30 protein-coding genes are annotated in these 21,501 nt (G+C 31.5%); 10 read left to right on the top strand and 20 right to left on the bottom strand.

What is annotated here, in order from left to right; all coding sequences use genetic code 11:
- Positions 1–72 precede the first annotated feature (72 nt).
- Complete coding sequence (locus AC6EJB_RS08485; protein WP_498490950.1) at positions 73–459, bottom strand: hypothetical protein; 387 nt, start codon at positions 457–459, stop codon at positions 73–75.
- Positions 460–539: 80 nt separating this feature from the next.
- The gene (locus AC6EJB_RS08480; RefSeq protein ID WP_498490948.1) at positions 540–677 is read right to left on the bottom strand and encodes a hypothetical protein; all 138 of its coding nucleotides are present in this window, start codon (positions 675–677) and stop codon (positions 540–542) included.
- A 218-nt stretch (positions 678–895) separates the two neighbouring features.
- On the opposite strand from AC6EJB_RS08480, the gene AC6EJB_RS08475 reads away from it, so the two are divergent.
- Both AC6EJB_RS08475 and AC6EJB_RS08470 read left to right on the top strand, forming a co-directional pair.
- Positions 896–1,360, top strand: a complete 465-nt coding sequence (locus tag AC6EJB_RS08475) for an ElaB/YgaM/YqjD family protein (protein WP_498490947.1) — start codon at positions 896–898, stop codon at positions 1,358–1,360.
- Complete coding sequence (locus AC6EJB_RS08470; RefSeq protein ID WP_498490946.1) at positions 1,360–1,746, top strand: phage holin family protein; 387 nt, start codon at positions 1,360–1,362, stop codon at positions 1,744–1,746. Before AC6EJB_RS08475 ends, AC6EJB_RS08470 begins: the two co-directional genes overlap by 1 nt.
- A 1-nt stretch (position 1,747) precedes the next feature.
- Here AC6EJB_RS08470 and AC6EJB_RS08465 read toward each other — a convergent pair whose 3' ends face one another.
- From AC6EJB_RS08465 to AC6EJB_RS08450, 4 genes are all read right to left on the bottom strand, one after another.
- The gene (locus tag AC6EJB_RS08465; RefSeq protein ID WP_498490945.1) at positions 1,748–2,872 is read right to left on the bottom strand and encodes a THUMP domain-containing class I SAM-dependent RNA methyltransferase; all 1,125 of its coding nucleotides are present in this window, start codon (positions 2,870–2,872) and stop codon (positions 1,748–1,750) included.
- Positions 2,873–3,458: 586 nt separating this feature from the next.
- Positions 3,459–4,109 (bottom strand): LPXTG cell wall anchor domain-containing protein, encoded by a 651-nt coding sequence (locus AC6EJB_RS08460; protein WP_498490943.1) that lies wholly within the window; start codon positions 4,107–4,109, stop codon positions 3,459–3,461.
- Positions 4,110–4,483: 374 nt separating this feature from the next.
- A complete protein-coding gene (locus tag AC6EJB_RS08455; RefSeq protein WP_498490942.1) occupies positions 4,484–4,978 on the bottom strand; it encodes a hypothetical protein in 495 nt (164 codons plus the stop codon).
- A 643-nt stretch (positions 4,979–5,621) separates the two neighbouring features.
- Positions 5,622–6,053 carry a cupin domain-containing protein gene (locus AC6EJB_RS08450; RefSeq protein WP_498490941.1) on the bottom strand — a complete coding sequence of 144 codons (432 nt, stop codon included), beginning with the start codon at positions 6,051–6,053 and terminating at the stop codon, positions 5,622–5,624.
- A gap of 143 nt (positions 6,054–6,196) precedes the next feature.
- Between AC6EJB_RS08450 and AC6EJB_RS08445 the strand changes: the two genes are divergently transcribed.
- Together AC6EJB_RS08445 and AC6EJB_RS08440 are read left to right on the top strand one after the other, a co-directional pair.
- A complete protein-coding gene (locus AC6EJB_RS08445; RefSeq protein ID WP_498490940.1) occupies positions 6,197–6,379 on the top strand; it encodes a hypothetical protein in 183 nt (60 codons plus the stop codon).
- Positions 6,380–6,501: 122 nt separating this feature from the next.
- Entirely contained in the window at positions 6,502–6,678 is a 177-nt protein-coding gene (locus AC6EJB_RS08440) for a hypothetical protein (protein ID WP_498490938.1), read from the top strand.
- Positions 6,679–6,731: 53 nt separating this feature from the next.
- Here the strand turns inward: AC6EJB_RS08440 and AC6EJB_RS08435 are convergent, their stop codons facing one another.
- The 3 genes from AC6EJB_RS08435 to AC6EJB_RS08425 form a co-directional block, all read right to left on the bottom strand.
- Positions 6,732–7,049: a DUF3303 domain-containing protein gene (locus AC6EJB_RS08435; protein ID WP_498490936.1), complete on the bottom strand. Its 318-nt coding sequence runs from the start codon at positions 7,047–7,049 to the stop codon at positions 6,732–6,734.
- Between the two features lie 181 nt (positions 7,050–7,230).
- Positions 7,231–7,401 carry a hypothetical protein gene (locus tag AC6EJB_RS08430; protein ID WP_498490934.1) on the bottom strand — a complete coding sequence of 57 codons (171 nt, stop codon included), beginning with the start codon at positions 7,399–7,401 and terminating at the stop codon, positions 7,231–7,233.
- 192 nt (positions 7,402–7,593) lie between these two features.
- Positions 7,594–8,658 carry a glycosyltransferase family 4 protein gene (locus AC6EJB_RS08425; RefSeq protein WP_498490933.1) on the bottom strand — a complete coding sequence of 355 codons (1,065 nt, stop codon included), beginning with the start codon at positions 8,656–8,658 and terminating at the stop codon, positions 7,594–7,596.
- Between the two features lie 48 nt (positions 8,659–8,706).
- Here AC6EJB_RS08425 and AC6EJB_RS08420 point away from each other — a divergent pair, with 48 nt between their 5' ends.
- Together AC6EJB_RS08420 and AC6EJB_RS08415 are read left to right on the top strand one after the other, a co-directional pair.
- On the top strand, positions 8,707–9,216 hold the full coding sequence (locus AC6EJB_RS08420; RefSeq protein WP_498490932.1) for a hypothetical protein: 510 nt from the start codon (positions 8,707–8,709) through the stop codon (positions 9,214–9,216).
- A 193-nt stretch (positions 9,217–9,409) separates the two neighbouring features.
- Positions 9,410–11,245 (top strand): ABC transporter ATP-binding protein, encoded by a 1,836-nt coding sequence (locus tag AC6EJB_RS08415; protein ID WP_498490930.1) that lies wholly within the window; start codon positions 9,410–9,412, stop codon positions 11,243–11,245.
- A 49-nt stretch (positions 11,246–11,294) separates the two neighbouring features.
- Here AC6EJB_RS08415 and AC6EJB_RS08410 read toward each other — a convergent pair whose 3' ends face one another.
- Positions 11,295–11,531, bottom strand: a complete 237-nt coding sequence (locus AC6EJB_RS08410) for a hypothetical protein (protein WP_498490929.1) — start codon at positions 11,529–11,531, stop codon at positions 11,295–11,297.
- Entirely contained in the window at positions 11,465–12,136 is a 672-nt protein-coding gene (locus AC6EJB_RS08405; protein WP_498490927.1) for a nucleotide-binding protein, read from the bottom strand. The genes AC6EJB_RS08410 and AC6EJB_RS08405 overlap by 67 nt, the downstream gene beginning before the upstream one ends.
- 249 nt (positions 12,137–12,385) lie before the next feature.
- Here AC6EJB_RS08405 and AC6EJB_RS08400 point away from each other — a divergent pair, with 249 nt between their 5' ends.
- Positions 12,386–12,655, top strand: coding sequence for a helix-hairpin-helix domain-containing protein (locus AC6EJB_RS08400; protein WP_498490925.1), 270 nt, complete (start codon positions 12,386–12,388; stop codon positions 12,653–12,655).
- A gap of 85 nt (positions 12,656–12,740) precedes the next feature.
- Here the strand turns inward: AC6EJB_RS08400 and AC6EJB_RS08395 are convergent, their stop codons facing one another.
- The 4 genes from AC6EJB_RS08395 to AC6EJB_RS08380 all read right to left on the bottom strand — a co-directional run bounded on the left by AC6EJB_RS08395 (position 12,741) and on the right by AC6EJB_RS08380 (position 14,910).
- Entirely contained in the window at positions 12,741–13,406 is a 666-nt protein-coding gene (locus AC6EJB_RS08395; protein WP_498490923.1) for an SDR family oxidoreductase, read from the bottom strand.
- A gap of 114 nt (positions 13,407–13,520) precedes the next feature.
- Entirely contained in the window at positions 13,521–13,934 is a 414-nt protein-coding gene (locus AC6EJB_RS08390; protein WP_498490921.1) for a hypothetical protein, read from the bottom strand.
- A 115-nt stretch (positions 13,935–14,049) separates the two neighbouring features.
- Positions 14,050–14,586 (bottom strand): DUF4912 domain-containing protein, encoded by a 537-nt coding sequence (locus AC6EJB_RS08385; protein ID WP_498490920.1) that lies wholly within the window; start codon positions 14,584–14,586, stop codon positions 14,050–14,052.
- A 165-nt stretch (positions 14,587–14,751) separates the two neighbouring features.
- Positions 14,752–14,910: a hypothetical protein gene (locus AC6EJB_RS08380; RefSeq protein ID WP_498490919.1), complete on the bottom strand. Its 159-nt coding sequence runs from the start codon at positions 14,908–14,910 to the stop codon at positions 14,752–14,754.
- Between the two features lie 575 nt (positions 14,911–15,485).
- Here AC6EJB_RS08380 and AC6EJB_RS08375 point away from each other — a divergent pair.
- Positions 15,486–15,650, top strand: coding sequence for a hypothetical protein (locus AC6EJB_RS08375; protein WP_498490917.1), 165 nt, complete (start codon positions 15,486–15,488; stop codon positions 15,648–15,650).
- A gap of 84 nt (positions 15,651–15,734) precedes the next feature.
- Here AC6EJB_RS08375 and AC6EJB_RS08370 read toward each other — a convergent pair whose 3' ends face one another.
- A complete protein-coding gene (locus AC6EJB_RS08370) occupies positions 15,735–15,842 on the bottom strand; it encodes a high light inducible protein (RefSeq protein ID WP_498490915.1) in 108 nt (35 codons plus the stop codon).
- A gap of 576 nt (positions 15,843–16,418) precedes the next feature.
- The gene (locus AC6EJB_RS08365; protein ID WP_498490913.1) at positions 16,419–18,206 is read right to left on the bottom strand and encodes a DUF4214 domain-containing protein; all 1,788 of its coding nucleotides are present in this window, start codon (positions 18,204–18,206) and stop codon (positions 16,419–16,421) included.
- Between the two features lie 73 nt (positions 18,207–18,279).
- On the opposite strand from AC6EJB_RS08365, the gene AC6EJB_RS08360 reads away from it, so the two are divergent.
- Together AC6EJB_RS08360 and AC6EJB_RS08355 are read left to right on the top strand one after the other, a co-directional pair.
- Positions 18,280–18,639, top strand: a complete 360-nt coding sequence (locus AC6EJB_RS08360; RefSeq protein WP_498490911.1) for a DUF2237 family protein — start codon at positions 18,280–18,282, stop codon at positions 18,637–18,639.
- Between the two features lie 104 nt (positions 18,640–18,743).
- Positions 18,744–19,046: a DUF8638 family protein gene (locus AC6EJB_RS08355; protein ID WP_498490909.1), complete on the top strand. Its 303-nt coding sequence runs from the start codon at positions 18,744–18,746 to the stop codon at positions 19,044–19,046.
- A gap of 70 nt (positions 19,047–19,116) precedes the next feature.
- Here AC6EJB_RS08355 and AC6EJB_RS08350 read toward each other — a convergent pair whose 3' ends face one another.
- The 3 genes from AC6EJB_RS08350 to AC6EJB_RS08340 form a co-directional block, all read right to left on the bottom strand.
- A complete protein-coding gene (locus tag AC6EJB_RS08350; RefSeq protein WP_498490908.1) occupies positions 19,117–19,383 on the bottom strand; it encodes a hypothetical protein in 267 nt (88 codons plus the stop codon).
- 545 nt (positions 19,384–19,928) lie between these two features.
- Entirely contained in the window at positions 19,929–21,038 is a 1,110-nt protein-coding gene (locus tag AC6EJB_RS08345; RefSeq protein WP_498490906.1) for an NAD(P)-binding protein, read from the bottom strand.
- Positions 21,038–21,433 (bottom strand): hypothetical protein, encoded by a 396-nt coding sequence (locus tag AC6EJB_RS08340; RefSeq protein WP_498490904.1) that lies wholly within the window; start codon positions 21,431–21,433, stop codon positions 21,038–21,040. Before AC6EJB_RS08340 ends, AC6EJB_RS08345 begins: the two co-directional genes overlap by 1 nt.
- Positions 21,434–21,501: the final 68 nt, after the last annotated feature.

Genomic DNA, 21,501 nt, shown 5'->3' with positions numbered 1-21,501 from the left:
CATCCACGATATGAATGACGTTAGCGAAGTATCAGAGAAACTCAAGTCCTCCGAGTTCAGAAGCAATAATTCCTATTTTTTGGCGAAAATTCTGCAACCATTTTCATTGATCACCAAATCACCATCAACATTTTCCCATTTCAAGGATAGCTTCATGAAACTATGTTCAATTCTTGGCAAAGTTTTAAAAAAAATTCCTTTTTTAATTCTTGTTACAACTCCTCGATTACCAGATAAAACCTTCTGTTTAATATCAAGCCATTCAAGTTTATGAGGAGCAATATAAAGGGAATCTACATACGGCCCATCTATTAAAGGAATATCGCTTAAGCGCCAAGTTCTGCAAAATTCCTGATCTTCCAGCAGCAAATCAAAATGAATGCCTCTCAAATCATCTGGCGCGCCTGTATGTCTTAATAAAACCCACCTATAAGTTTTTTTAGAGTTAGCAGGATTCAACTAAAAACTAAAGAAGAAATTTCCATAAAAATCTCTCACGAGAGAAATTCCCGTAAAACAAATTCCCTAGCGCAAAACTTTTAGCTTTTGGCTTCAGGAACAAACCTTAAGGCAATTAAAAGAAGGCTTCCAGCTCCTGCTATTGAAGCTAATACTAAGCCAAAATCAGTAGGGACTGTATTAGAAGCAAAAACCATTGATGAAATTCCGACGCCCATGGGTTGTTAAGGAGATACCAATGACGTTTAGCACTATAAGTATTCGAATAGCAATATTTGTAAGCAAAGACGACGAAAAATTCTTTGCAAATTTTGGACTTAAAACATTTAAAACTCTAAAAACAGCTTTCTTTTTAGATTACTTTTAAAAATTGAATTCAATTAAGGGGTTTCGATTAGGACAATCTCTCTCTATTCTTAATTAAACCTTTGGGTTTATGGAATCAGTGAATTCCTCATCTTCCACATCTTCAAATTCAGTTGAAACTGAAGAATCTTTTGCTGAAAAATCTTCAGAGCAATGGTTCACTGAGCAATTTGACAATTTATTGCCAAAAATCCAAGAAAAATGGCCTGACTTGGCCAAACAAACATTAGAAGCCACCAAAGGAAGCCTGAACGAATTGATTCATGTCATCTCAATACACTCAGGTAAAAACACCTTTGGAGTAAAAGAACAATTAGAAGAAATTTTTCATTCTGCAACTGATACAACGAGAGGATTAGCAGAATCCCTGGAACCACTAGAAAAACAACTTGAGGACCTTCTTGACGAATTAAACACTACATTGAGACCTCGAATTGAAAAACCAGTCAGGGAAAGGCCTCTCATGGCTATTGGGATAGCCGCTGGCATTGGTGTGCTGTTTGGCATACTTCTTGGTGGGGGTCGTAGAAATTAATGTCCAACTCAGATCGCAAAACAAAATTAGGTGCCGCAGCAAGAGTTACTGCATTGGCAAGTTCAGTGATGGATCTTCATGTGCGCATTGCACTACAAGAAATGGATAGAGAGAAACGTCGTCTAATAAGTGGTGGGATTTTCTTAGCCACAGGCGGGATATTTATGTTCTTTTCCTTACTTGGTTCTGAATTGATTCTTGGATTTTGGATTAGTGACTTTCTTGAATTAGATATTCAATTTACAATTTTGATTTTAGTTTTTATCAATCTTTTATTGGCAGGGATGAGTCTAAGAATTGGAGGTCATCTGGCAAAAGGACCCTATCTTCCAGAAACATTGGAGGGAATTGCAAAAACCACAAAAGCTGTTCTAGGAAAAAATTAAATTATTTAATTTTATAATTCAACCATCTGCAATCGATAGAGCCATTATTTACTTGAAAACGTCGATTTGCTTTCATACCTATATATTTACTTAATTCTGGATTCCCATTTAGCAACCAAAGATCCCAACCAGAGGCTTGTTTTTTGCAATATTGACCTAATTCTTTATAAAGATTAGGTAGTTGCTTTTCATCTCCTATCCTTTTGCCATAAGGAGGATTACAAATTAAAAATCCCAATCCAGGCGGTAATTGAAATTCTTGAAAAGGACAGTTAATTATCTTTATAAAATTTTCTAAACCTGCTTTTTTAATGTTCTCAGAAGCAGAATGAGCAATAATTTCGTCGATTTCACATCCAATTATTTTTGGTAATTTCTTACTCGAAGTTTTCACCTTCTTTGCCATTTTTAATTCTCTATCCCAAAGAGAGCTATTAAAGTCAGGCCAATTTTTAAATAGAAAATGTTTATCAGCACCAGCTGCGATTCCAAGCAAATTACTAGCTGCTTCAATTAAAAATGTTCCAGAGCCGCATAATGGATCTACCAAATTATTAGTTCCATCCCATCCAGTCATTCGCATTAAACCCGCAGCTAATGTCTCTTTAATCGGAGCAAAGCCAATAGCGGGTCTATATCCTCTTTTATGCAAACTTGAATTGCTACCATCAACACTTAAAACAGCTTCATCATTTGCTAAGTGCAAATGAAAACAAATATCTGGATTACTCAAATCAATATTTGAGCGGAAGCCCCATCGTTCTCTTTGTAAATCAACAATTGCATTTTTAACTTGTAAGGCAGTGTAATGAGAGTGTGATAACCCTTCACCATATCCCGTCACATCTACACGAAAACTTTTATTAGGCTTGAGCCAATTTTCCCAATCAATTGCTTTTTGTACTCCTTGATATAAGTCATGACGCCCATGACAAGAAAATCTGCAAATCTCTCTTAAAAATCTAAAAGACAAGCGAGACCTTAAATGCAATCTATATAAACAAGCCATATCAGCTTCAAAAAATATATGCCTCCTTGAGGCCTTAACTGCGATTGCTCCAAGTTCTATCAACTCTTGAGCACCTTCTTTTTCAAGACCTTGTGAAATCGATGCTACAAGTTTCATTATTTTCTAGTTATTGAAAACGATGGAAATCTTCTTGAAACCCTAATCGATTAATTCCAAAATATCTGTAAGAATAGACTTGTCTATTTTTAATGGACTAGGTGATTCACACCAATATCTCGGACAGCGGTTCGATTCCGCTCAGCTCCATCAATGGGGCTGCAATGGCTTCGACGGGGTATCAGGCGAGTGACTGAAGCCTGCTCGGTTAGAGCAAAACCATAACTGCTAACAACATCGTTAGTTTCTCCCGTCAAACAGCCCCTGTTGCTGCTTGATCTTTTAACGGAGATGGGGTCAGATCAACCTTATTACCCAATTGATCCATGGAGCCTGGAAGGGCTCCTTTTTAATTGTGCTGCAATGGGTTTCAAGGTCTCATAAAAAGTCGAAATGAGCTTTGGGGACAAAAACGGGGACAAAATTGAAAGACAAAATATGTTCCAAAAAGTGGGGACAAAACTGGGGACAAAATCCAATATTTCTCTTCAAAAGCAATTCTCAATCGTCTCAAAAGCATGAAAAATGACTGACCTAAGCCAGTCCTTCCGGCTCCGATAAACATCTCTTCTGAATTAGATATGCACTAGTTGCTTTCCTTAGGTTCTTCTTTCTTCTTTTTCTTCAAGAACAAGAAGCCCACAAGCAATGCTAATACAGCACCTATACCTATTGCTGTTTTAGGAAAAGATTGCTCTAAATCATTTGTCTCAAAAAGATTTTCTGGTTCTATGGTTTGGCCTTCTAAAGGATCAGAACAATTCCAAGGACCCCACCAACATTTTTTTAGCAGCCCTTCATTCTTCTTTATCTCCAAAGCAGTACGTATCTCACCCATGCCGATCCCAGTTACCATAGGCATTTCTTGCATCAAGCTCTCAACTGGCTTGTTGTTTTTGAATTTGAATTGAAGAGATGTTTTATCCCCTTTCTTGTTATATCCATTGACCAGAAAATTGTAGTCGCTGTGTTTAGCTGTAAAACCAAGGAGACCAATAGGACCAAAAAGAACAGTGGTCCAAACACCAGTACTGATATTGGTTTTAGATTTACCTGTTAACCCCCACTGAGTAACGCGCTTGGCAGGAATACTGCCCAAAGGAGTATTAATTTGCCTCCCATTGATATTTACAGTGCATTTTGTTTCTCCACACATTGCCTCATAAGTTCCAGCTTGAGCTAGACCAGTCGCTGTTAAGAGCAAAGTTGTAGCAAGACCTGCAGAAAGCCTTTTCATACTTACCCTAAAAATTTCAGATCTAGCTTATATAGTTGCTCTAGTGCAATGAATAACCTTTTATTAATAATTGGATATTGTTTTGGCCAAGAAAGAATCAATTGATACGTCGCCAAACCCCAATCCTTATTACCCAATTGATCCATGGAGCCTGGAAGGGCTCCTTTTTAATTGCGCCGCAATGGGTCTTAGAGTCTCAATAATCTTCAAAATATCGTTTAGGGACAATTATTTTTTAAAAAATATAGGGACAATTTTAGGGACAATTCTCAGAAATTCTATTAGAAGAAATTGTCAATCGTCTCAAAAACATAAAAAAGGACTGACCTAAGTCAGCCCTTCTGGATCCGATAGCAATCGGCTGTCAACCAATATCAGATTAATTGAACTTGCCACATAATTCCATCTGGCAAAGAACCAGATGAAGACACTAAAACGAGAGTCTCTCCATTTTTATCTTGAACAATTAATTCCTTTCCACCAAACAAAGGGTTATTGAAATTCAGCTTTTTCTTATCAATATTTTCAATAACCCCTGAATAATTTTTTTTCTCGAGCAATTCCGCTAATTTTTCAAAAACTTCTTCTTCATTAGCTTCTTTTGGAATAAGAAAAGATCCAACTGATTTATTTTCTGATTCTTTCTCTCTACTTTGATAAGGCTTTATTGCATCTTGCTTCTCCCCAATCTGTCTAATGTATCTCCGCAGTTTTCTATCTGATAAACCTGCTGCTGCAATTAATCCTAATGGACCAAGTAATAATCCCGCTACAAACCAGCTAAAGCCATCGTGACCTTTATCAGAAGCAACAGATGAAGCTAAGAATCCTGAAAAAACCCCTAAAAGGATAACAACAACAAAAGCCATAAATATCTAATTCTTTCTACTTTCTAGCTGATCTAGTGAAATTAGACCTAAAAGATAGAGGTCACGTATTACCCAATTGATTCATGGACGCTGGAAGGCGTGCTTTTTTATTACGTTGTAATGGAATTTATCATATAAAAAAAAGTGGAATAAGCTTTGAGAAGTAAATCCATGAATTTTTTTGAAAAGTAATTTTCAAATATCTCAAAACAAAACAGAGTGACCTATGTTCAACTTATTGATTAAAATAAAATTTGTCTTACGAGCTTTAAATTCAAATCATTAGATCCTTATCATAGTGAACTGATTTATTACAAAAATATTTTTCAAATTTATAAAAATTAAATAATTAGCTATTTTATATAATAACATGAAATTATTATTGCCAGAACTTAATTACAAAAAATGTCCATAGGATTACAGCTCTAAAACATTTATTGGCAAATAAAATAAAGTATGTCATTCAAGAAAAATAATTTACATTACCTTCGACTTCTATCAATGCAAATACCAACCTGTAAAAGCAACAAATATAGCTAAAGCAAGATTAAGACAGAAAAATTTAAGTTATTTTATTCATCTATGATGCCAATGATTTGTAGAAGAATAGTATTTAGAAACCAACTTTTAATAGCATAATTTTTTATTCAGTAGTAATAGTGGTTTTTTTGTCTTTAGCACCAGCTGATGCAACAAAAACTATGCCCTCTTCATCTCCATTATTTTGACAGTAATGAACTGTATTCTGGGATGACGCGAAACTTTCTCCAGCTCCCACGCTTAAAGATTTCCCATCACTAGTCTCACAATACAGGGTACCGCTTTGTACAAAAACAATTCCCGGTTGTGGATGCAAGTGAAGAGGTGTTTTAAAACCAGGTTGAGCAATTATTTTTTGGAGTTTCATTTCTGCTTGGCCTCTTGGATACTTGAAGGAGTCTCCATTCCACGATTGAGTTGCGCTAATCAGAGTTTCCACAACAACAGGTTCAAGAGTTGCTTCAGGCTTGGGATTGCATGCAACTATTGGAAGGGATATTCCAGCTGTTAGTGCAAGAAAGAAAAAACAACGCATAATTAATTACTCATTTATTAATAAGTATAAAATTTAAAATAAAGTTTGTTTTACCTAAAATCTGAGTGATCCCAAAAGGAAGATTATGAAATTTCAAGTTTCTTGTTGAAATTGCTATGAAATAGTTACTCGTACTTAACTCTATGGTTGCTTTTGCAAGAGCCAAAGCAAAATCAATTTTTTCAAAAATTTGTTTGCCGGCAATATCAAAAGTAGAAAATGAATCCAATCAGAGGGACAAAGTAGAAGAAATTTCTATAAAAAAAGAAAGAAGTTCTAATTACTTTTTAGAGGCTATAAAAAACGGAGGGATTTGGCTATCATAAAATCAATAGGAAATTTATCTTTTGTACATTTCTTACAAATTAAATAAATACAATAATTTTTAATAACTAATTAAATTAAAAATAAATAATTTGATAATATTTTTTAAAATTTTTTACTCGACATGCAGTTATCAATTATCGCGCTAGTCTCATCTGAATGGGGCATTGCTAGATTTACGACTGACTCTTTTGCTTTAATCTCCTTAGGGATTTTAGCTAGCCTTCCTATTCTATTACTTAAAAACAAAGCACAATTAAAAAGTATATGGTCTAGCGAAAATGCATTATCAAATCGATAATTAACTAATTTTTTTAATTTAAGTAAAAACTACCAATAGAATCATTAACACAATTACGACATTTTTTCAAAAAGATCTTTGTGATAATCGACAACATTTTGACAACTTATCACAGGAGTAATTTCCATATCGATACCAAACTGAGCTCTCCACGGGGCAAAGTGTAGAAAAAGCTCCTTATCACCATTTGCATTGCATAGAATTACTACCCGTCCTTCTCCAGGAGCATGCACACGAAAAAGCATCTCAAACCCATTAAAATTATCTTGCTTAGACATCTCACCATTTTCCCAAAATTCAACAAATTGCTTATAGGCAGAAAGTTGATTCTCAATATTGGGAAACTGGCAATCAACTAAATAGAGTTGCATTTGTAATACAATAAAAGTTAATTTTAGCTAGAAACGCAAAATAATTGATTCTTATATCAATCAATAAACAAATCATGTTTTAAAAAGAAGATATAAGAAGAATAAAGTCATTAGCATTGATTTTTTTATCAATATCTAAAGATAGGTTCTCTCGCTGCCTCCCTTAAAAATAAATAAATTATTAAGGTGAATTAAAAAATCCATTTGAGAATAAAAATGCACACATAAGGATTAAAGGTCCAACACCAAATACAAAAAGGACAATTTTTGCAGTTCTAGGTGTTGTTTTTTGGTCTCCATTTGGATCAATGGTCTGGGAAGTTAGTTTCTTTTTAGATTTTTTAGTAGGCATATTGTAAAAATAGACTTTTAAAACTATAGTATTATTTTAACTTAAATAAAACATTATTAGAAAAATTTATTACGTACAATATGGCTATAAATTTACTGAATCTAAATTCAAATTAAGCAGAAAACTAGATATATAGTAATTGTATACTTATTAAATTTTTAAAGATTTTTATTCTTGTTAGAAAAAGAATGATTAATCGATTTGTTGAATAATTTGTTCTATTTCTCGGGCAGTATCAAACCAATTATAAGAAGCAGCTCTAGCAGGGCCCTCATGAAGAGCATTCTCAAAACATTTTTTATCTCTAATAACTGCATTCATCGCAAAAGCTATTGATTGAATATCAAATGGATTAACCAAATAACCATACTTTCCAATGACCTCAGGAAGAGCGCCTCTGTCTGATGCTATGACAGGGGTTCCACAAGCCATTGCTTCAAGAGCTGGGAGTCCAAATCCTTCCCAGAGACTTGCAATGATTAGTGCATGACATTCGTTTAATAAAGATAATTTTTCATTATCATCAATCCAACCTTTCCAAACACATAAATGTCTAATATTTAATTCATCAATTATCTTTACTAACTTTGGTGTATATCTTTTATCAAAAGAACCTACAAAAACAAGTTGATAATCATAAATTTTGGCAAATGAAAATGCTTTGATAACTCTTTCTAAATTCTTATGTGGGTTATGTCTTCCGATAATAAGAAAAAATTTTTTTCTTTTTTTGTTTAATGGATAAAAATTTTTATTATTAAAACCCAATTTAATTGGAAATAATTTATGCCTAGGTATGTTATAAAAAATATTCAAATCATCTGCGGTAGATATAGAATTACATAGAATTAACTTAGATTGCTTTAAAATCAATGGAATATATGTTAAATAAAATAAAGTTAAAAATGAAATAGAGGGATATCTTAGTGGTATCAAATCATGAGCCAAAACAATAGATTTTACATTCGTAAATAATGGGGCTTCTAATAATGGGGATAGAAAATATTCAGCATTCAATTTTTTCATAATTCTTGGAACAGTTTTTTGTAGCCAATACAAACGTTTCAAATGACTTTTTATACCTTGCCCTGGAGAAAGGTTATTAGGAATATAAATATCACCACCAATTCCTAGCCCCTCTGGTATAAGTGTAGTTATCTTGTTTGGAGATAAAGAAGTCAGTAAATCCTTCGAAACCACACCAATACCAGTATTTTTTTTTGTTATGTAGCTGCCATTAAAAACTATGGAGGGCATGGTTATAATATGCGCATAGCAAATCTATTTAAGATAATAGTAAGTCAAATGTTTAGGTCAAACCTTTTGTATAAATTTTTTAGATATAAAAAAATTAATAGCCATAAGATAGTTAAATACAATTCAAATAAAGAGTTTGATTTTTATACTCAAAAAAATAATCAAATCACAGAAATAGATCAAAAAATTTCTGAAGTTAGCAAAGCTTTACTTGAAGCACAAATTACCAAATTAAGATCAACATTCTCAAATTCAAATAATTTGATAGAAAATATAGGTAAAAATATTTATAAGACAAAATTAGAAGAATCGATTATTTGGCATCAAAAAGAACTCAAAGAATTATATACCAAACGAAGAGAATTACAGATTTTCCTTGAAAAAATGAAAGGTATTTACTGGCTAAATAGAATTAAAAGATTTCTTGCAATTATTTTAATAGGAGTTCTTTCATTATTAAGTCTATTTATCTTTTTATCAGGTTTTATGATTATTGTTTATTTACTACCATTAATAATATTAATTTTCTTTTTCTATTTATTAGCATCTAAAAAGTAATTATCTGAATTTTACTGTTAATTAATGTTCACTCATGATCCAATTAAAATAAATTGATTTATCACCCAATAACACTGTTTCAGAATTTTTTTAAATGAGTTATGTCCCATTGGTGTAAACAACTCATAAAAAACACCCAAGGAACTGGCTGAATAAGGATAAATAATTTCTCATAATTAAGTAATTTTGTAAAATGATACGCACTAGCAAAACTTATTATCTATTGGTGCGTCTACTCAAGGCTCTACCAGTAAGGAGAAGAAAGTCTCTATTAAAATTAATTCCTGTAGCTGCCTTGACTGGCTTGGTAGATGTAATTGTAGTTGGAATTGTCTCTAGATTATTTACTGTTTTTATTGGGCAGCCTAATCAACCCCCTTTACCATTACAAAATTTTATCCCTGAAGATCCAAAAATAAAAGTTATTAGCCTAGTCGCCATATATATCGCGATGAATTGGTTCGCTTCATTTTCTAAATTATTTCTTAAAGCTGCCCAAGAAAGACTTCGCGTGGCGATATGGAGAGACTTATCAGAACTAGCCCAAAAAAAATTACTTTCTCAACCCTATGAATTTTTTTTAAACAAAAAAAAATCTGATCTATCTTCAAAAGTTTTAATCAATATTTCAAGAGTTTCAGAGTTCCTTGTAAGACCAATCCTTCAAATTTCTAGTGGTATATGTGTTATTACTTTTATTTGTATCGCTGTTCTTTTTATAGCAAAATCTATTGCACTTTATTTAATTATAAGTCTATTAATCTTTTACATATTTATTTCATTATTTGTGACACCTTTTATACGGTATTCCTCTCGTCAGAGAATAAAGTTAGAGAATGAGACAAATAATATTCTAACGGAATCCATGAAGACAATTATAGATGTCCATCTCACTGGATCAGAATCTTATTTTGAAAAGCGATATAAATTAGCGGGTAAGAATTCTTTCCCTTTTATTTGGAAAGCTGAAGTTTTACCTGAGTTTCCTAGATCATTAATAGAACCTTTTGGAATAACATTAATATTTTCTATTGGTCTTTTTCCATATATAACTGGAAAAAACAATTCAATCCTTATCGAAATAGTTCCATTCCTAGCGACAATTGCAGTAGCTGCATTAAAACTTACACCTCCATTACAAGATTCCTTTAGAGCATTAACATCTTTGCGTTCATCAATACCTGATTTAGAAGAAATCCTCAAATTGATAGAACTACCATCTAATAGGTTAACTAAAAGATCAATAGGTGTTCCAACAAAAAAAGGAATAGAGCCAAGAAATAATATAAAGCTTGAACAACTAAGTTATAAATATCCCAATAGTGAAGAATACACTCTAAAAAATATAAATCTTACAATACCAGTTGGAGCCAGAATAGCGTTTGTTGGAGAAACGGGTAGTGGAAAAACAACGACTGCAAATCAATTACTTTGTCTGCTTAGACCAACAGAAGGAAAAATATTATTAGATGGGGTTGAAGTTAATGACACTGAAGTACCAGCTTGGCAAGGTTGTTGTGCTTATGTTCCACAATCTATTTCTTTATTAAATAGCAATATTATTGAAAATATTGCATATGGTTTAGATAAAGAATTAATAGATAATGAAAGAGTATGGGATGCACTGAAGGCTGCTCAGTTAGCAGAGTTAGTATCTGAGATGCCTATGGGTTTATACACACAAGTTGGCGATAATGGCATTAGATTATCTGGAGGCCAAAGACAAAGATTAGCTATTGCAAGAGCCTTTTATAGACAATCCAAATTATTAGTTTTAGATGAAGCAACTAGTGCGTTAGATAACAGAACAGAAGCAGAAGTAATGGATGCAATTGAAATTATTGGGAGGCGATGCACGATAGTAACTATTGCTCACAGATTATCTACCATTGAAAGATCAGATTGCATTTATGAATTTAAGAATGGAGAAATAATAGCTTTTGGGAATTATAAAGAACTACTTCAAAAATCTAAAACATTCTTTGATATGGTCGATATTGCAAAAAGAACATATGAATCAAATATATAATTTTTTGCTACTAGGATTTCTTAAAAAAATATTGATGAGCAATCAAATATTAAAAAAGAAATTTGTAATCTATTAATTCTTGAGCTGAAAGATAAAACATCAAACCTGTACCAATAATTGATCCTAAAAGACCGCCTATAAAGCCAAAAAATAAGGTACTTAAGTTTTTGCCATCAGTAGTAGGGTTTAGACTAGAAACAGGAAGTTTTTCAACTACTTTTAAGCGCTCAGTGGCAGGTCTGCGACTTGTTTGTTGATGTTTAACAAGTGCTTCGAAATCAGGCATTGAATTTGTTTAGCAATGGAACAATAGGCCGACCAACCAGACATTCGCCTGGGATCGGATCGACCTTTATCATCAACAGCATCAATTACTGCAGCTCCTTGGTTTTCTGCTTTATCAAAAGCTGATAGCAACGGAATATCACCATCTAATACAGTTAAATCAAATTTTTCTAAAGCTTCTCTTGCTTCGTTTGCAATTCTCTTTTGGCGAAAATCAACTTTTACTAGTAAAACTGCATGAGGAATATTTAACTGTTTAAGTAATGTTGCTAGTTCTACCGTTAATTCAACGGATCTTGCTTTAGGAGCTGTAGGTAAGAGCACAAGATCAGAGCCAGCTGCCAAATGTTTCAACTCCTCTTCATCAGTACTAGCTTGACCGTCGGTGATAACAATTTCTGAAAATCTTGTTGCCTTAGCTGCGGCCTCTACAGGGACAATATCAAACTTTAGATTGCCTCTTGATCCATATGCAAGAGCAGATCGATTTCTATCAGCATCGACTAAGCAAACATTTTTCCCTTGAGAAGACCAAACACTTGCAAGATGGATTGAGGTACAAGTTTTCGCCACTCCACCTTTTTGGCCACATACGGTTATGAACAAAGGAAGGGTTTACATCTAAAAATAATCTGCAGGATCTAATTGCAAAGTCAAGTAGCAAAAGTAAGATTAATCAAGTAATACTAATATTCCTAGAATTGGGATATAAGAAAAACAAATGTATAGAAGTTTATTTTGTATTTTTAAATACATTTTTGCGCAATTAATAGTAAATTGATCATCAAAAGAAAATATTTATGCTTGCGAGAAGTTTTTTCTAATGCATATTTAATTATATCTATTAGAAAAAAAATGTTAATCAAAAAGATTTTATTGAATACAAAAAAAAAGCTTTATAAAATTTCTAACATCTTCAATAAACAAGGAGAAAAATTTTCAGATAGATGCGTAAATCTTACCTCCATTCCAGGAATAGGAGCAAAAAACTGTAATAATTTCTATGAAGCTGGATATATGACACCAGAATCAATTATTTCTGCTTCTGATGAGGAACTTTTAACAATTCCTGGAGTTGGTATTAGCTTTATCAAAAGACTTAGAAAAACAAAAGGAAGAATTTAGTTTAATTTAAATTCAAAAACCAATAAAAGAAATTTTGAGCATAATTAAACTAACGTAATCAATTGAGAACTCCAAGTCACGAAATTTACCAAGGCAAAACTTCTCCATTTGAATGCCAGAAAGTTCCAGTATTATTTATTGTAAGTTCGTCAATTCTCTCAATAAGTCCTTTAACAGATTTTCTGGGTTCAATACCATTTGAAGTAAATCCTGTCATTCGAGTACTGACTAAACCTGGATGTAAAATTGCTACAGCAATACCCTGAGACTTTAAATCTACAGATAAAGATTTACCGGCCATACACAAAGCTACTTTAGACATTCTATATCCATAGGAACCGCCAGAATTGTTATCCTCTATTGAACCCATACGACTAGTTATTAAAGCTATTTTTGCAGATTTACTTAAATGACTGAGCATACTTTGTACAAAGCAGAGAGGACTCAGAGCATTCACATCAAATTGATTAAAGATACTTTGCCGATCTAAATTAGAAAGAGAATTCGATTCTGCTATTCCAGCATTTTGTATCAAAACGTCGATTTTAGTTTCACTTAGCTTCTCTCTAAGCCTAATTATCGAGTCAATAGAAGTAATATCTATTCCAGTTTCAACTCTTACTGACAAAGAATTCAATTCTGAAGATGTAGATCTGCAAGTAGCAATTACATCTTCCCCTCTATTTTTTAATTGACGAGCCAATTCTAAACCAATACCTCTATTGGCTCCTGTAATTAAATAAGTAGACACAATAAAAGCTAAACTCCAATAAGACTAAAACAAAATAATAAAAACAAAGTAATTCATCTGAATTAAGAAATAATAAAATTTTATTAAGCATAATTCAATATAAAGATTTGCTGATTAATTATCCTCCTCGTATATTGAATCAGATTCATCTGCTGTAGGTCCTGAAAGAATATTAGGACCAGCTAAAAATACAAATTTGATTCTCTTACTTAACTCACTAGACAAACGGATGCAACAAAAACCTTTTTTAATAACAAGTAATCGCCAAAATTCAGACCAGTCTACACATTGATCTAAAATCTCATATATATGAAAAGTTTCGTCTAAGTAATTGACATCAATTTTTAATTGATCTCTCAAAAAAAAATATTTAGCTAACCGTTCGTTTTTTGAAACAATTTTACCTATATATCTTGTATTCTCAAGATCATAATCTAACGTCTCTAAATAATTAAAAACTTGATCAATCTCAATGTTACTAAAAGCATTTATTTCCAAAGTTTTTCTAATAGCAAATTCTTCCTTCATTCTGTAAATACATGAAACTATTATACTATAAAGACACACATATAAAAAAATTAATATTGAAAAGTTTAAAATTAATAAATTTTAATTTATATCTTTGAGATAATCATAAAAAATGCTACTTTTCTAAGAATAATTTTTCTGACCCCCCAATATTTGTATTTAATGAAAGCTGATAAGCCTCTTCATGCTGGGTTGAATTATTATTTTCTATAATTTTTTGAGAATTAAACCAATTATCTTTATCAAAACTTTGAATTATTTTTTTTATTCTATAACCTAAGTTTAGATCTTGATATGCAAGTTTTCTCCATTCACCATTTTTCTTACGATAGCCAAGCTCGAAATAATATACACCTTTATTTATAGGGATAGGAAATGAAATCGAAGATTGAAATTTATTTACTTGTATTTCTTTCATAATACAAGTTGAAGTATTTATATTTCTATTATTACTTATATCAAATAGTCTAATAGCATAAAAACAACTTTTACTAAGTTCAATTCGTAAATTGTCAATGGGGCTAATCTCCCAAGCACATTTAATATTACCATTACCGAGATCATTAACTGTCAAATTGCTGAAAGTGTTAGTAATTTTTTTGACGTTATTCCAGAAATACTCTTTTACATTAAAAACACGAGCTAACTTCATTTTTTCATTTACTTTAATTTCACTTGATTCTAATTAATTTAGAAGAATTTACTGTAAATTTTATTATCAATATCTTTTTTGGTTGTATTCAATACTTAAATCAATTAGTACTTAATCAACACAAAAAATTCAATATGAGTATACAGTATTTAACTTTAGTAAACATCAAGCTGCCTTTGCATTTTGCTTATCGGAAAGCATTGCTTCGACAAAATCTACGGTTGCTTTTCTTGATGAAATATTACTTGTCTTCCAATGATTAATTAAAGTTTTTAATTCAATAATTCTTTTTTCGGCTACTTTAATTTTTTCTTCATTAGACATCGAAATAAAAGAATTAATTACTTATTTTAAGAATAACCTTTTTATTATATATATCAATAGAAAATTAGAAAAAAGTTTAACTCCATAGATCTGTCAAATAAAAATAGTTCTTAATGGTATAGGTACGACATAAAAAAGCCAGCTACAATGCAGCTGGCTGAGGAATTAATAGATAATTGTACCTATATAAATCTATTAATAATAAAACCCTTCAAGGCAGGAGCAATAGATGAAAACATTTTTTTCATTTCCATTGACTCTTGACCGATTGGTAGATGCGACAATGGATCACCTCCTTAGATAAACATACCCAAATAATAGCTAAAAAATTCTCTTAGTCCGTAATACAGATAACAATTTTCGAAAATTCAAAGATTTAATACTACTTCAGCTATTAAACGAAGCTATTAGATAAAAGCTATTAAAGGTAATTTTACAAGAATTACGCTGGTCCATAGAAATTATTCAATGACAAATTATAGATTTGAGAAAAAATAAAAAAAAAAGTAGAAATTACCCTCTTTTACACGCTACTGATTATGAGTAGCTAAAACATTAATCCTTTCTTTACTCAAATGAGTCAAACACTTTTTGGTGGTTTGCTATCAACACCTGCACCAACAGCGCCGATTATTGGAATTGCTTTTATCGCTTTGTTCGCAATAGTCGGTGTGATGGTCGGGCCAGACTATGACGGAATGAATGCTCCAGCATTGGGCAATTCAAAAGATAAGAAATAAGATTGATTGATTTATAAGAATAAGTTAGAAGAACATTTTGTTTATCTAACTTATTCACATTTTTTAAAGCTTTTTTAATTAGAACTAAAAAATTCCTGGGATAATCTGACCAGTTGTAGCATATGCACCAATACCAGCGACTATCCCCAACATAGCCATCAGACCATTAAAACGTTCAGCACCCGAATTCATAGTGATTTAAAGATTTAATCTTAACAACACAATCAATCCAGACAGGAGCGGAAGACCGAACTACTAGATCAATAAACTCAGACAGTAGTCAACATTTCTGCTTTATGAACTGTTTATACCCATTATCATTGAGCAATCAAATAGGAACTCAACTAGAAAAAGGAGGAGTAACAGAACCTGAAGCGAGCAAAAGAATACATTGCAAAATTAAAAGAATAGAAAGAATTTCCACGAAGCAAAAGACTCAGTAATAGTACTAGTGTACTATGACTGAGTCTTTTGGCAAGATCCTCAAATTTTCAAACGGAAAAATGCAAAAATTTTTCGCATAAAACTTGAACCTTTTACTTTCAATTAAGTGCCTGATGCGTTGCGAAATAAAATCAATGAAAGATTGTAAAAGACTCAATAAATACTTTTATACCTCTTAGGATAAAATTATCTAATTCAAAGAAATAAATTTGAACCTTATCTAAACTTTTTTCAATTATTAGTTGAAATTTGAAATGAAAGCTGAGTTGAAAATTGAAAACTATACTTTAGATATTTTATACCTTATACATACAAATAAAGTCACTAATATAAACCAGTCATTTCAGAGAAGAGGCCTTTGTTCTCGATTGATTCTGAAAAGCCTAAAAGTACTTCATATCTAGTTTCTAAACCACTGTTTAAGTTACCCAACCAATAGGACAAACCACCGCTATCTGCCTCTCGATCTAAAACATTTTTATAAAGAGTATTAACATAAGTTGAATCAGATACATTATCCCCGTAACGCTCTTTAAATTCAGCGGAAGCTAAAAATGATGATGCAACTGCTCGTTCGTCGTCTTTACCAGAACTAAAATTACTAATCCAATAACTCAAGCCAACTGGATCAGGTAGACGTTTAAAAGAAGCATTATAAAGACGAAACATTTTTCCAGAGTCTGTATTTAAACCAGTTACTTGATCAAATGTTGCCTTGATATCATTCTTTAGATTCATATTCTTATCATCAAATTTAAGAATAGATTCACCAGTTAATTCATCAATACCCGAAGAGGTTCCTACGCCATACTTATCATTACCTAAATTATAAAATTTAAAAGTATCACTTTTTCCTGAATATACCTTTTCTGATCGAAAGCCTAAAGATGTAATTGATTTAATTTCTTTACTTGTTACTAAAGCATTTTTATCAGCAAAAATTAATTTTTCTATATTAGATAATGTATCTATTCCATCATTAGTGGATGAACGATTATCGGTAACAGTCACTATTTTATTTGTGATTTGAAATGTATAGTCTGAAAAATTACCTGAGTAAGTGGCAATATCATAATCAGCTCCACCATCAATTGTATCGTTCCCAGAATTTCCTTGAAAGACATCATTACCAATACCTCCTTTTAGAATGTCTGGTCCATTTATGCCATTAAGATTTTCACCTTGAATATCTTGTACTTTAACAATGACACATTGATTTGATTGATTTCCATCTGAATCTTCAGCAGTAACAATTACATTAAATGCATTTGCAATTTTGCTGGGTCTTTGATTAATTACAGAAATGGAATGAATTGCAAAATAATTATTATCTTTGATAACATTACCCTGAACATTACTTAAAGGTATCTCTGGCAAATTTAGACCAACATCACTATAAGTTACATTATATATTGTTTGACTGTTTAATAATAAGGGGTTTAAAATACTATCACCTAGAAGATGTCCAAATACAGTAAATCCTCCATTTTGAGAATCAAGATGCTTATTATCAGATAAATTTATAAACCACTCAGAAGTTGCACTATTTGGTTTATTAGAGACTTTTGCCATAGCTATTGTCCCAATGAAATTAGAATTTATAGGTTCATTAGTTATTTCACCTTTTGAAGTAATTGTTAATGGATGTCCACCTACTTGATCCGATGCTTTGGAGGGCCATGTATATCCACCACCTTGTATAACAAAATTAGAAACTGCTCTATGAATTAGAGTCTTATTGTAAGAACCATCACTTACATATTGAATAAAATTATTGCTTGTAATTGGTGTACTATTATTAGTTTGATTTTGATCATCATAAAGCTCTACATAAAAACTTTCACCTATACTTTGCGTAGAATAATTAGTAGTGAATTTTAAGGTTGTTCCATTTAATTTCTTAATTGATTCATAATCAGGAGCATCTATGAAGCTTAATTTTCCAGTATCTTTATCAATAGTAAAAAGACTTTTCTCTCCACCATTTATTGACCATGAAACTGATTCGTTAGCAGTAAAAGTGTAAATATCCTTCTTATTTTCATTAGTGTTGACAGAAGTTAATTTTTCTCCTCCGGTACCAGAGGCACCTTTTATTAATGGCGCTGTCATCTTCTTTTACCTTTAATATTCGAGAAACAATTAGATAAAAGACATAATATAACCATAAGGAATAAAATCAGGCATGTCGCAAAAAAACGTTTTAGGCACTGAACTCAAATCTTGTAGTTGTAACCCAATGACTGGTTGGTATCGAGATGGGGCATGTAGAACAGATACATCTGATCACGGGATGCACACTATATGTGCTGTGATGACTAATCAGTTTCTTACATACAGCAAAGCTCAAGGCAATGATCTCTCTTCTCCTCAAATGGGATTTCCAGGATTAAAAAAAGGTGATCACTGGTGTCTTTGTGCTCCCCGATGGAAACAAGCATTTGAAGATGGAATGGCTCCTTTAATTGACCTTGAAGCAACAGAAGAAAGTACTTTAAACATTATTGAAATAGAAACTTTAAAAAAATTTTCACACAAGAAATAGAGAAAAGCTTTAACCATCAATTTCTTAAAAAGATTGAACATTCAATAAAGTCAACTTGCACTTAATGCATTCCAAGCTAGAAAGAACAAGATAGAAAATTTCTCATGCTAAGCACAGCGACGCGTCTTCGAATACAAGAAATATTAAATAGAATGTCTATGGGCAATAGCGTAACTCTTGAAGAAAGAATTTATATTAATAAGTATGCTTCGAAGAATCAAAATGTATCTAGTTGGTTACGAAAAGCCTCGTTTCTTCAAAGAAAAAAACATGCTTCTAATCCAATAGATGAATTACTAAATGGACTTAATTTATATTCATCTGAACCCGACTCAACATTTAATCCAAAACACGATGATCTTGGAGAATGGTTCTCAGGTTCACCATCTTGGATTAGAAGAAGCTAGGAATGAAAACAAAAGAAAGGGCAAAATTTAAAAGAGAAGTCTGAATATTTAAATTATTTATAAAGGATAATCATGCTGCTTCCTCTTTATCTTTAAGGTTTAGTAGATCTATAACATTAGACTTGATTGGTTCAAAGTTATCTTCTTTAGCAGAAGCAATAGAATCCTTCATTAAAAGCTTGACTAGAGCAGAAAGAGAAGCAGATAGATGCTTCAAACTTTCAAAAATATTTCCCAACTCTTGCTTAATTTCCTCTTGATGCTTCCCTTGACTCATTAATGTTGAAACAGTCCAAGCAGTAAGGCCTAAAGCCAACAGAATAACAAGCGTAAACATAATAAATACTCATACAAATCATATATATCTAGTACTCAAAGATAAAGCAAGCTCAAAGACAAAATTCTTTGAAATTCTAATAAACGTTAAATATTTTATTTATATTCCATGATGTATTATCAACAATATTATCTTCTATAGTATCTTGAAATGAAAAAATAGACCAATCAATCTGCTCCAGAATAAGGAATAAAAAAATAAAAGCTAATATACCGTTAATAACAATCATTCTTACTGCCTCAGTTAAAGTGTGTATATCAAAGATACGTATTTCTTTAAACCTATATGTACTCGGAACATACATTCTTTCAAGTTACAATCAAACTATAGAATCAAGATAGTAAATTATTAAGACTAGTCAATAGAAACGAACAAAATACTAATGCTCGTAAAAGACTTAATAAATATATAGAGAAATTAGTTCTGATTTATACAACCTAAATTAATGATAAATTCACTATGAGTATTCCCGATAACACATGAGTCATAAATTGAAAATAACTAAAATATATAATTAGTTATAATAGATTAAAAAAAGTAGAAATTCACATAACTAATTTAGCCAATCTAATTGAACTATTCATTGCTCCCTCCACCCCACCACGACCATTCATATCAAACCAATCACCACAAAAGCCAAGATTACTGTTGGAAGACCACTGGAGTTCAACAGGTAATAAATTATTAATAGGTTGAGACGCTCTCCAGTGCATTTGCTCAATTAACCTTGCTTGTAAAAATAATTCTAAAAACTTTTGATGATTAGCGAAAATAATATTTAAAGACTTTAAGATATATTCTAAGTTACTATTAAAGTGTTTTTTTTCATAATAACAGTGTAAAACTAAAATCAAAGATCCATCACGTTGTTTTTGAAAAACAATTCTTTCAAAAGAAAAATTATTTCTTATTACTTGTGAAAAGCATATTTGTAAATAATTATATGCAAAATTTTCAACCTCTGAAGAGTTCTTAATATATAAAATAAAATTTCTCCTCTGCATATAATCTTGTTGACTAACTTTACTTATTACCAAATCCAGGATCTTATCTTTACCTTTATCTAAGGCTTCACGTAGGGGTAGAGAATCTATCTTCATAATTTCTAAGCATCTAGGATGTACTATTAAAGAGCTAGATAGCACAAGATTTTTTGATTGTACTAGCATTTCATTATTAACTTTTATCTCCCATAAATTGTTTTTACGAGTAATTGATTTAGCAACAGTGTCAAATAAAAAATGAATTTTCTTTGAATTTAAAGCTTGTTTAATTATTTCCTCACAGAAATTTATCATAAAAGGAAATCCTCTATAAATCCTCTCATTAGTAGATAGATACTTCATCTCACCAAATTCATTAAGAAATAAAATATCTTTTGTAATATCTAAAAGTTTGTTTGACTTTATTAATGGAGTTATTAATGATGATAAATCTGTTGAAATGGTTTTACCAAAGCTAATTGATGGTAACCCATGATCGAATTCAAGAATTATATTTTTTCTAGATTTTCTCGTTGTAGATCTTCCACCAAGTCTGCGTCCTTGTTCAACTAATAATATAGAAGCATCAGAATATCTTTTATGCAAGGATGATACAAAAGTGCATGCAGAGATACCAGCACCTATAACTATAAAATCATAAAAATTATTCATTATTGAGGTAAATATAAATCACGATTCCTCGCAATATTTCCTTCCTCTTCAAAGAAATTTTTTAAATTAGTTTCCTCATAAGCAGTGATATAATCACCACACTCTTTTCTTATTATTTTTATAGTAAATTTCCAAAGATCTTCTATAAATTTCTCATCATCTGGAAAAGCAACAAATTTCAGATAAGTATTATTTAACGCAAACTCACTTGAAGAGTCGGAAGAGAAGCCCTTTTCTTTCGCTTCACAAAATTTACTTGCAAATCTCTTACCTACTGCATCTTGTGCTGCCGCTAAATCCAAGTCAATTGCTTCTAACGTTGGTGCATTTAAGAAACAAATAAAAAATAATATAATAATCATGATCCTGAAGGATTCTTGTAGAATTTTATTCATAAGAAAAAAATTTAAACTAACTTTTCAAAGAAAAGATTTGCCACTATTAGTAGTTATAAAGTAACTAT

The organism is Prochlorococcus sp. G4PB17 (assembly GCF_059772445.1).
The sequence above is the reverse complement of the archived record's forward strand: the minus strand, read 5'-3'. Positions and strand labels throughout refer to the sequence as shown.

Excerpts from the sequence above, each read along its gene's own strand:
- AC6EJB_RS08455 (WP_498490942.1), bottom strand. The coding sequence starts at position 4,978 with ATGGCTTTTGTTGTTGTTATCCTTTTAGGGGTTTTTTCAGGATTCTTA.
- AC6EJB_RS08390 (WP_498490921.1), bottom strand. The coding sequence starts at position 13,934 with ATGAAGGAAGAATTTGCTATTAGAAAAACTTTGGAAATAAATGCTTTT.
- AC6EJB_RS08345 (WP_498490906.1), bottom strand. The coding sequence starts at position 21,038 with ATGAATAATTTTTATGATTTTATAGTTATAGGTGCTGGTATCTCTGCA.
- AC6EJB_RS08350 (WP_498490908.1), bottom strand. The coding sequence starts at position 19,383 with ATGTTTACGCTTGTTATTCTGTTGGCTTTAGGCCTTACTGCTTGGACT.
- AC6EJB_RS08440 (WP_498490938.1), top strand. The coding sequence starts at position 6,502 with ATGCAGTTATCAATTATCGCGCTAGTCTCATCTGAATGGGGCATTGCT.
- AC6EJB_RS08365 (WP_498490913.1), bottom strand. The coding sequence starts at position 18,206 with ATGACAGCGCCATTAATAAAAGGTGCCTCTGGTACCGGAGGAGAAAAA.
- AC6EJB_RS08450 (WP_498490941.1), bottom strand. The coding sequence starts at position 6,053 with ATGCGTTGTTTTTTCTTTCTTGCACTAACAGCTGGAATATCCCTTCCA.
- AC6EJB_RS08435 (WP_498490936.1), bottom strand. The coding sequence starts at position 7,049 with ATGCAACTCTATTTAGTTGATTGCCAGTTTCCCAATATTGAGAATCAA.
- AC6EJB_RS08460 (WP_498490943.1), bottom strand. The coding sequence starts at position 4,109 with ATGAAAAGGCTTTCTGCAGGTCTTGCTACAACTTTGCTCTTAACAGCG.
- AC6EJB_RS08445 (WP_498490940.1), top strand. The coding sequence starts at position 6,197 with ATGGTTGCTTTTGCAAGAGCCAAAGCAAAATCAATTTTTTCAAAAATT.
- AC6EJB_RS08355 (WP_498490909.1), top strand. The coding sequence starts at position 18,744 with ATGCTAAGCACAGCGACGCGTCTTCGAATACAAGAAATATTAAATAGA.
- AC6EJB_RS08430 (WP_498490934.1), bottom strand. The coding sequence starts at position 7,401 with ATGCCTACTAAAAAATCTAAAAAGAAACTAACTTCCCAGACCATTGAT.
- AC6EJB_RS08420 (WP_498490932.1), top strand. The coding sequence starts at position 8,707 with ATGTTTAGGTCAAACCTTTTGTATAAATTTTTTAGATATAAAAAAATT.
- AC6EJB_RS08360 (WP_498490911.1), top strand. The coding sequence starts at position 18,280 with ATGTCGCAAAAAAACGTTTTAGGCACTGAACTCAAATCTTGTAGTTGT.
- AC6EJB_RS08425 (WP_498490933.1), bottom strand. The coding sequence starts at position 8,658 with ATGCCCTCCATAGTTTTTAATGGCAGCTACATAACAAAAAAAAATACT.
- AC6EJB_RS08475 (WP_498490947.1), top strand. The coding sequence starts at position 896 with ATGGAATCAGTGAATTCCTCATCTTCCACATCTTCAAATTCAGTTGAA.
- AC6EJB_RS08465 (WP_498490945.1), bottom strand. The coding sequence starts at position 2,872 with ATGAAACTTGTAGCATCGATTTCACAAGGTCTTGAAAAAGAAGGTGCT.
- AC6EJB_RS08410 (WP_498490929.1), bottom strand. The coding sequence starts at position 11,531 with ATGCCTGATTTCGAAGCACTTGTTAAACATCAACAAACAAGTCGCAGA.
- AC6EJB_RS08480 (WP_498490948.1), bottom strand. The coding sequence starts at position 677 with ATGGGCGTCGGAATTTCATCAATGGTTTTTGCTTCTAATACAGTCCCT.
- AC6EJB_RS08470 (WP_498490946.1), top strand. The coding sequence starts at position 1,360 with ATGTCCAACTCAGATCGCAAAACAAAATTAGGTGCCGCAGCAAGAGTT.
- AC6EJB_RS08370 (WP_498490915.1), bottom strand. The coding sequence starts at position 15,842 with ATGAATTCGGGTGCTGAACGTTTTAATGGTCTGATGGCTATGTTGGGG.
- AC6EJB_RS08340 (WP_498490904.1), bottom strand. The coding sequence starts at position 21,433 with ATGAATAAAATTCTACAAGAATCCTTCAGGATCATGATTATTATATTA.
- AC6EJB_RS08380 (WP_498490919.1), bottom strand. The coding sequence starts at position 14,910 with ATGTCTAATGAAGAAAAAATTAAAGTAGCCGAAAAAAGAATTATTGAA.
- AC6EJB_RS08400 (WP_498490925.1), top strand. The coding sequence starts at position 12,386 with ATGTTAATCAAAAAGATTTTATTGAATACAAAAAAAAAGCTTTATAAA.
- AC6EJB_RS08415 (WP_498490930.1), top strand. The coding sequence starts at position 9,410 with ATGATACGCACTAGCAAAACTTATTATCTATTGGTGCGTCTACTCAAG.
- AC6EJB_RS08375 (WP_498490917.1), top strand. The coding sequence starts at position 15,486 with ATGAGTCAAACACTTTTTGGTGGTTTGCTATCAACACCTGCACCAACA.
- AC6EJB_RS08385 (WP_498490920.1), bottom strand. The coding sequence starts at position 14,586 with ATGAAGTTAGCTCGTGTTTTTAATGTAAAAGAGTATTTCTGGAATAAC.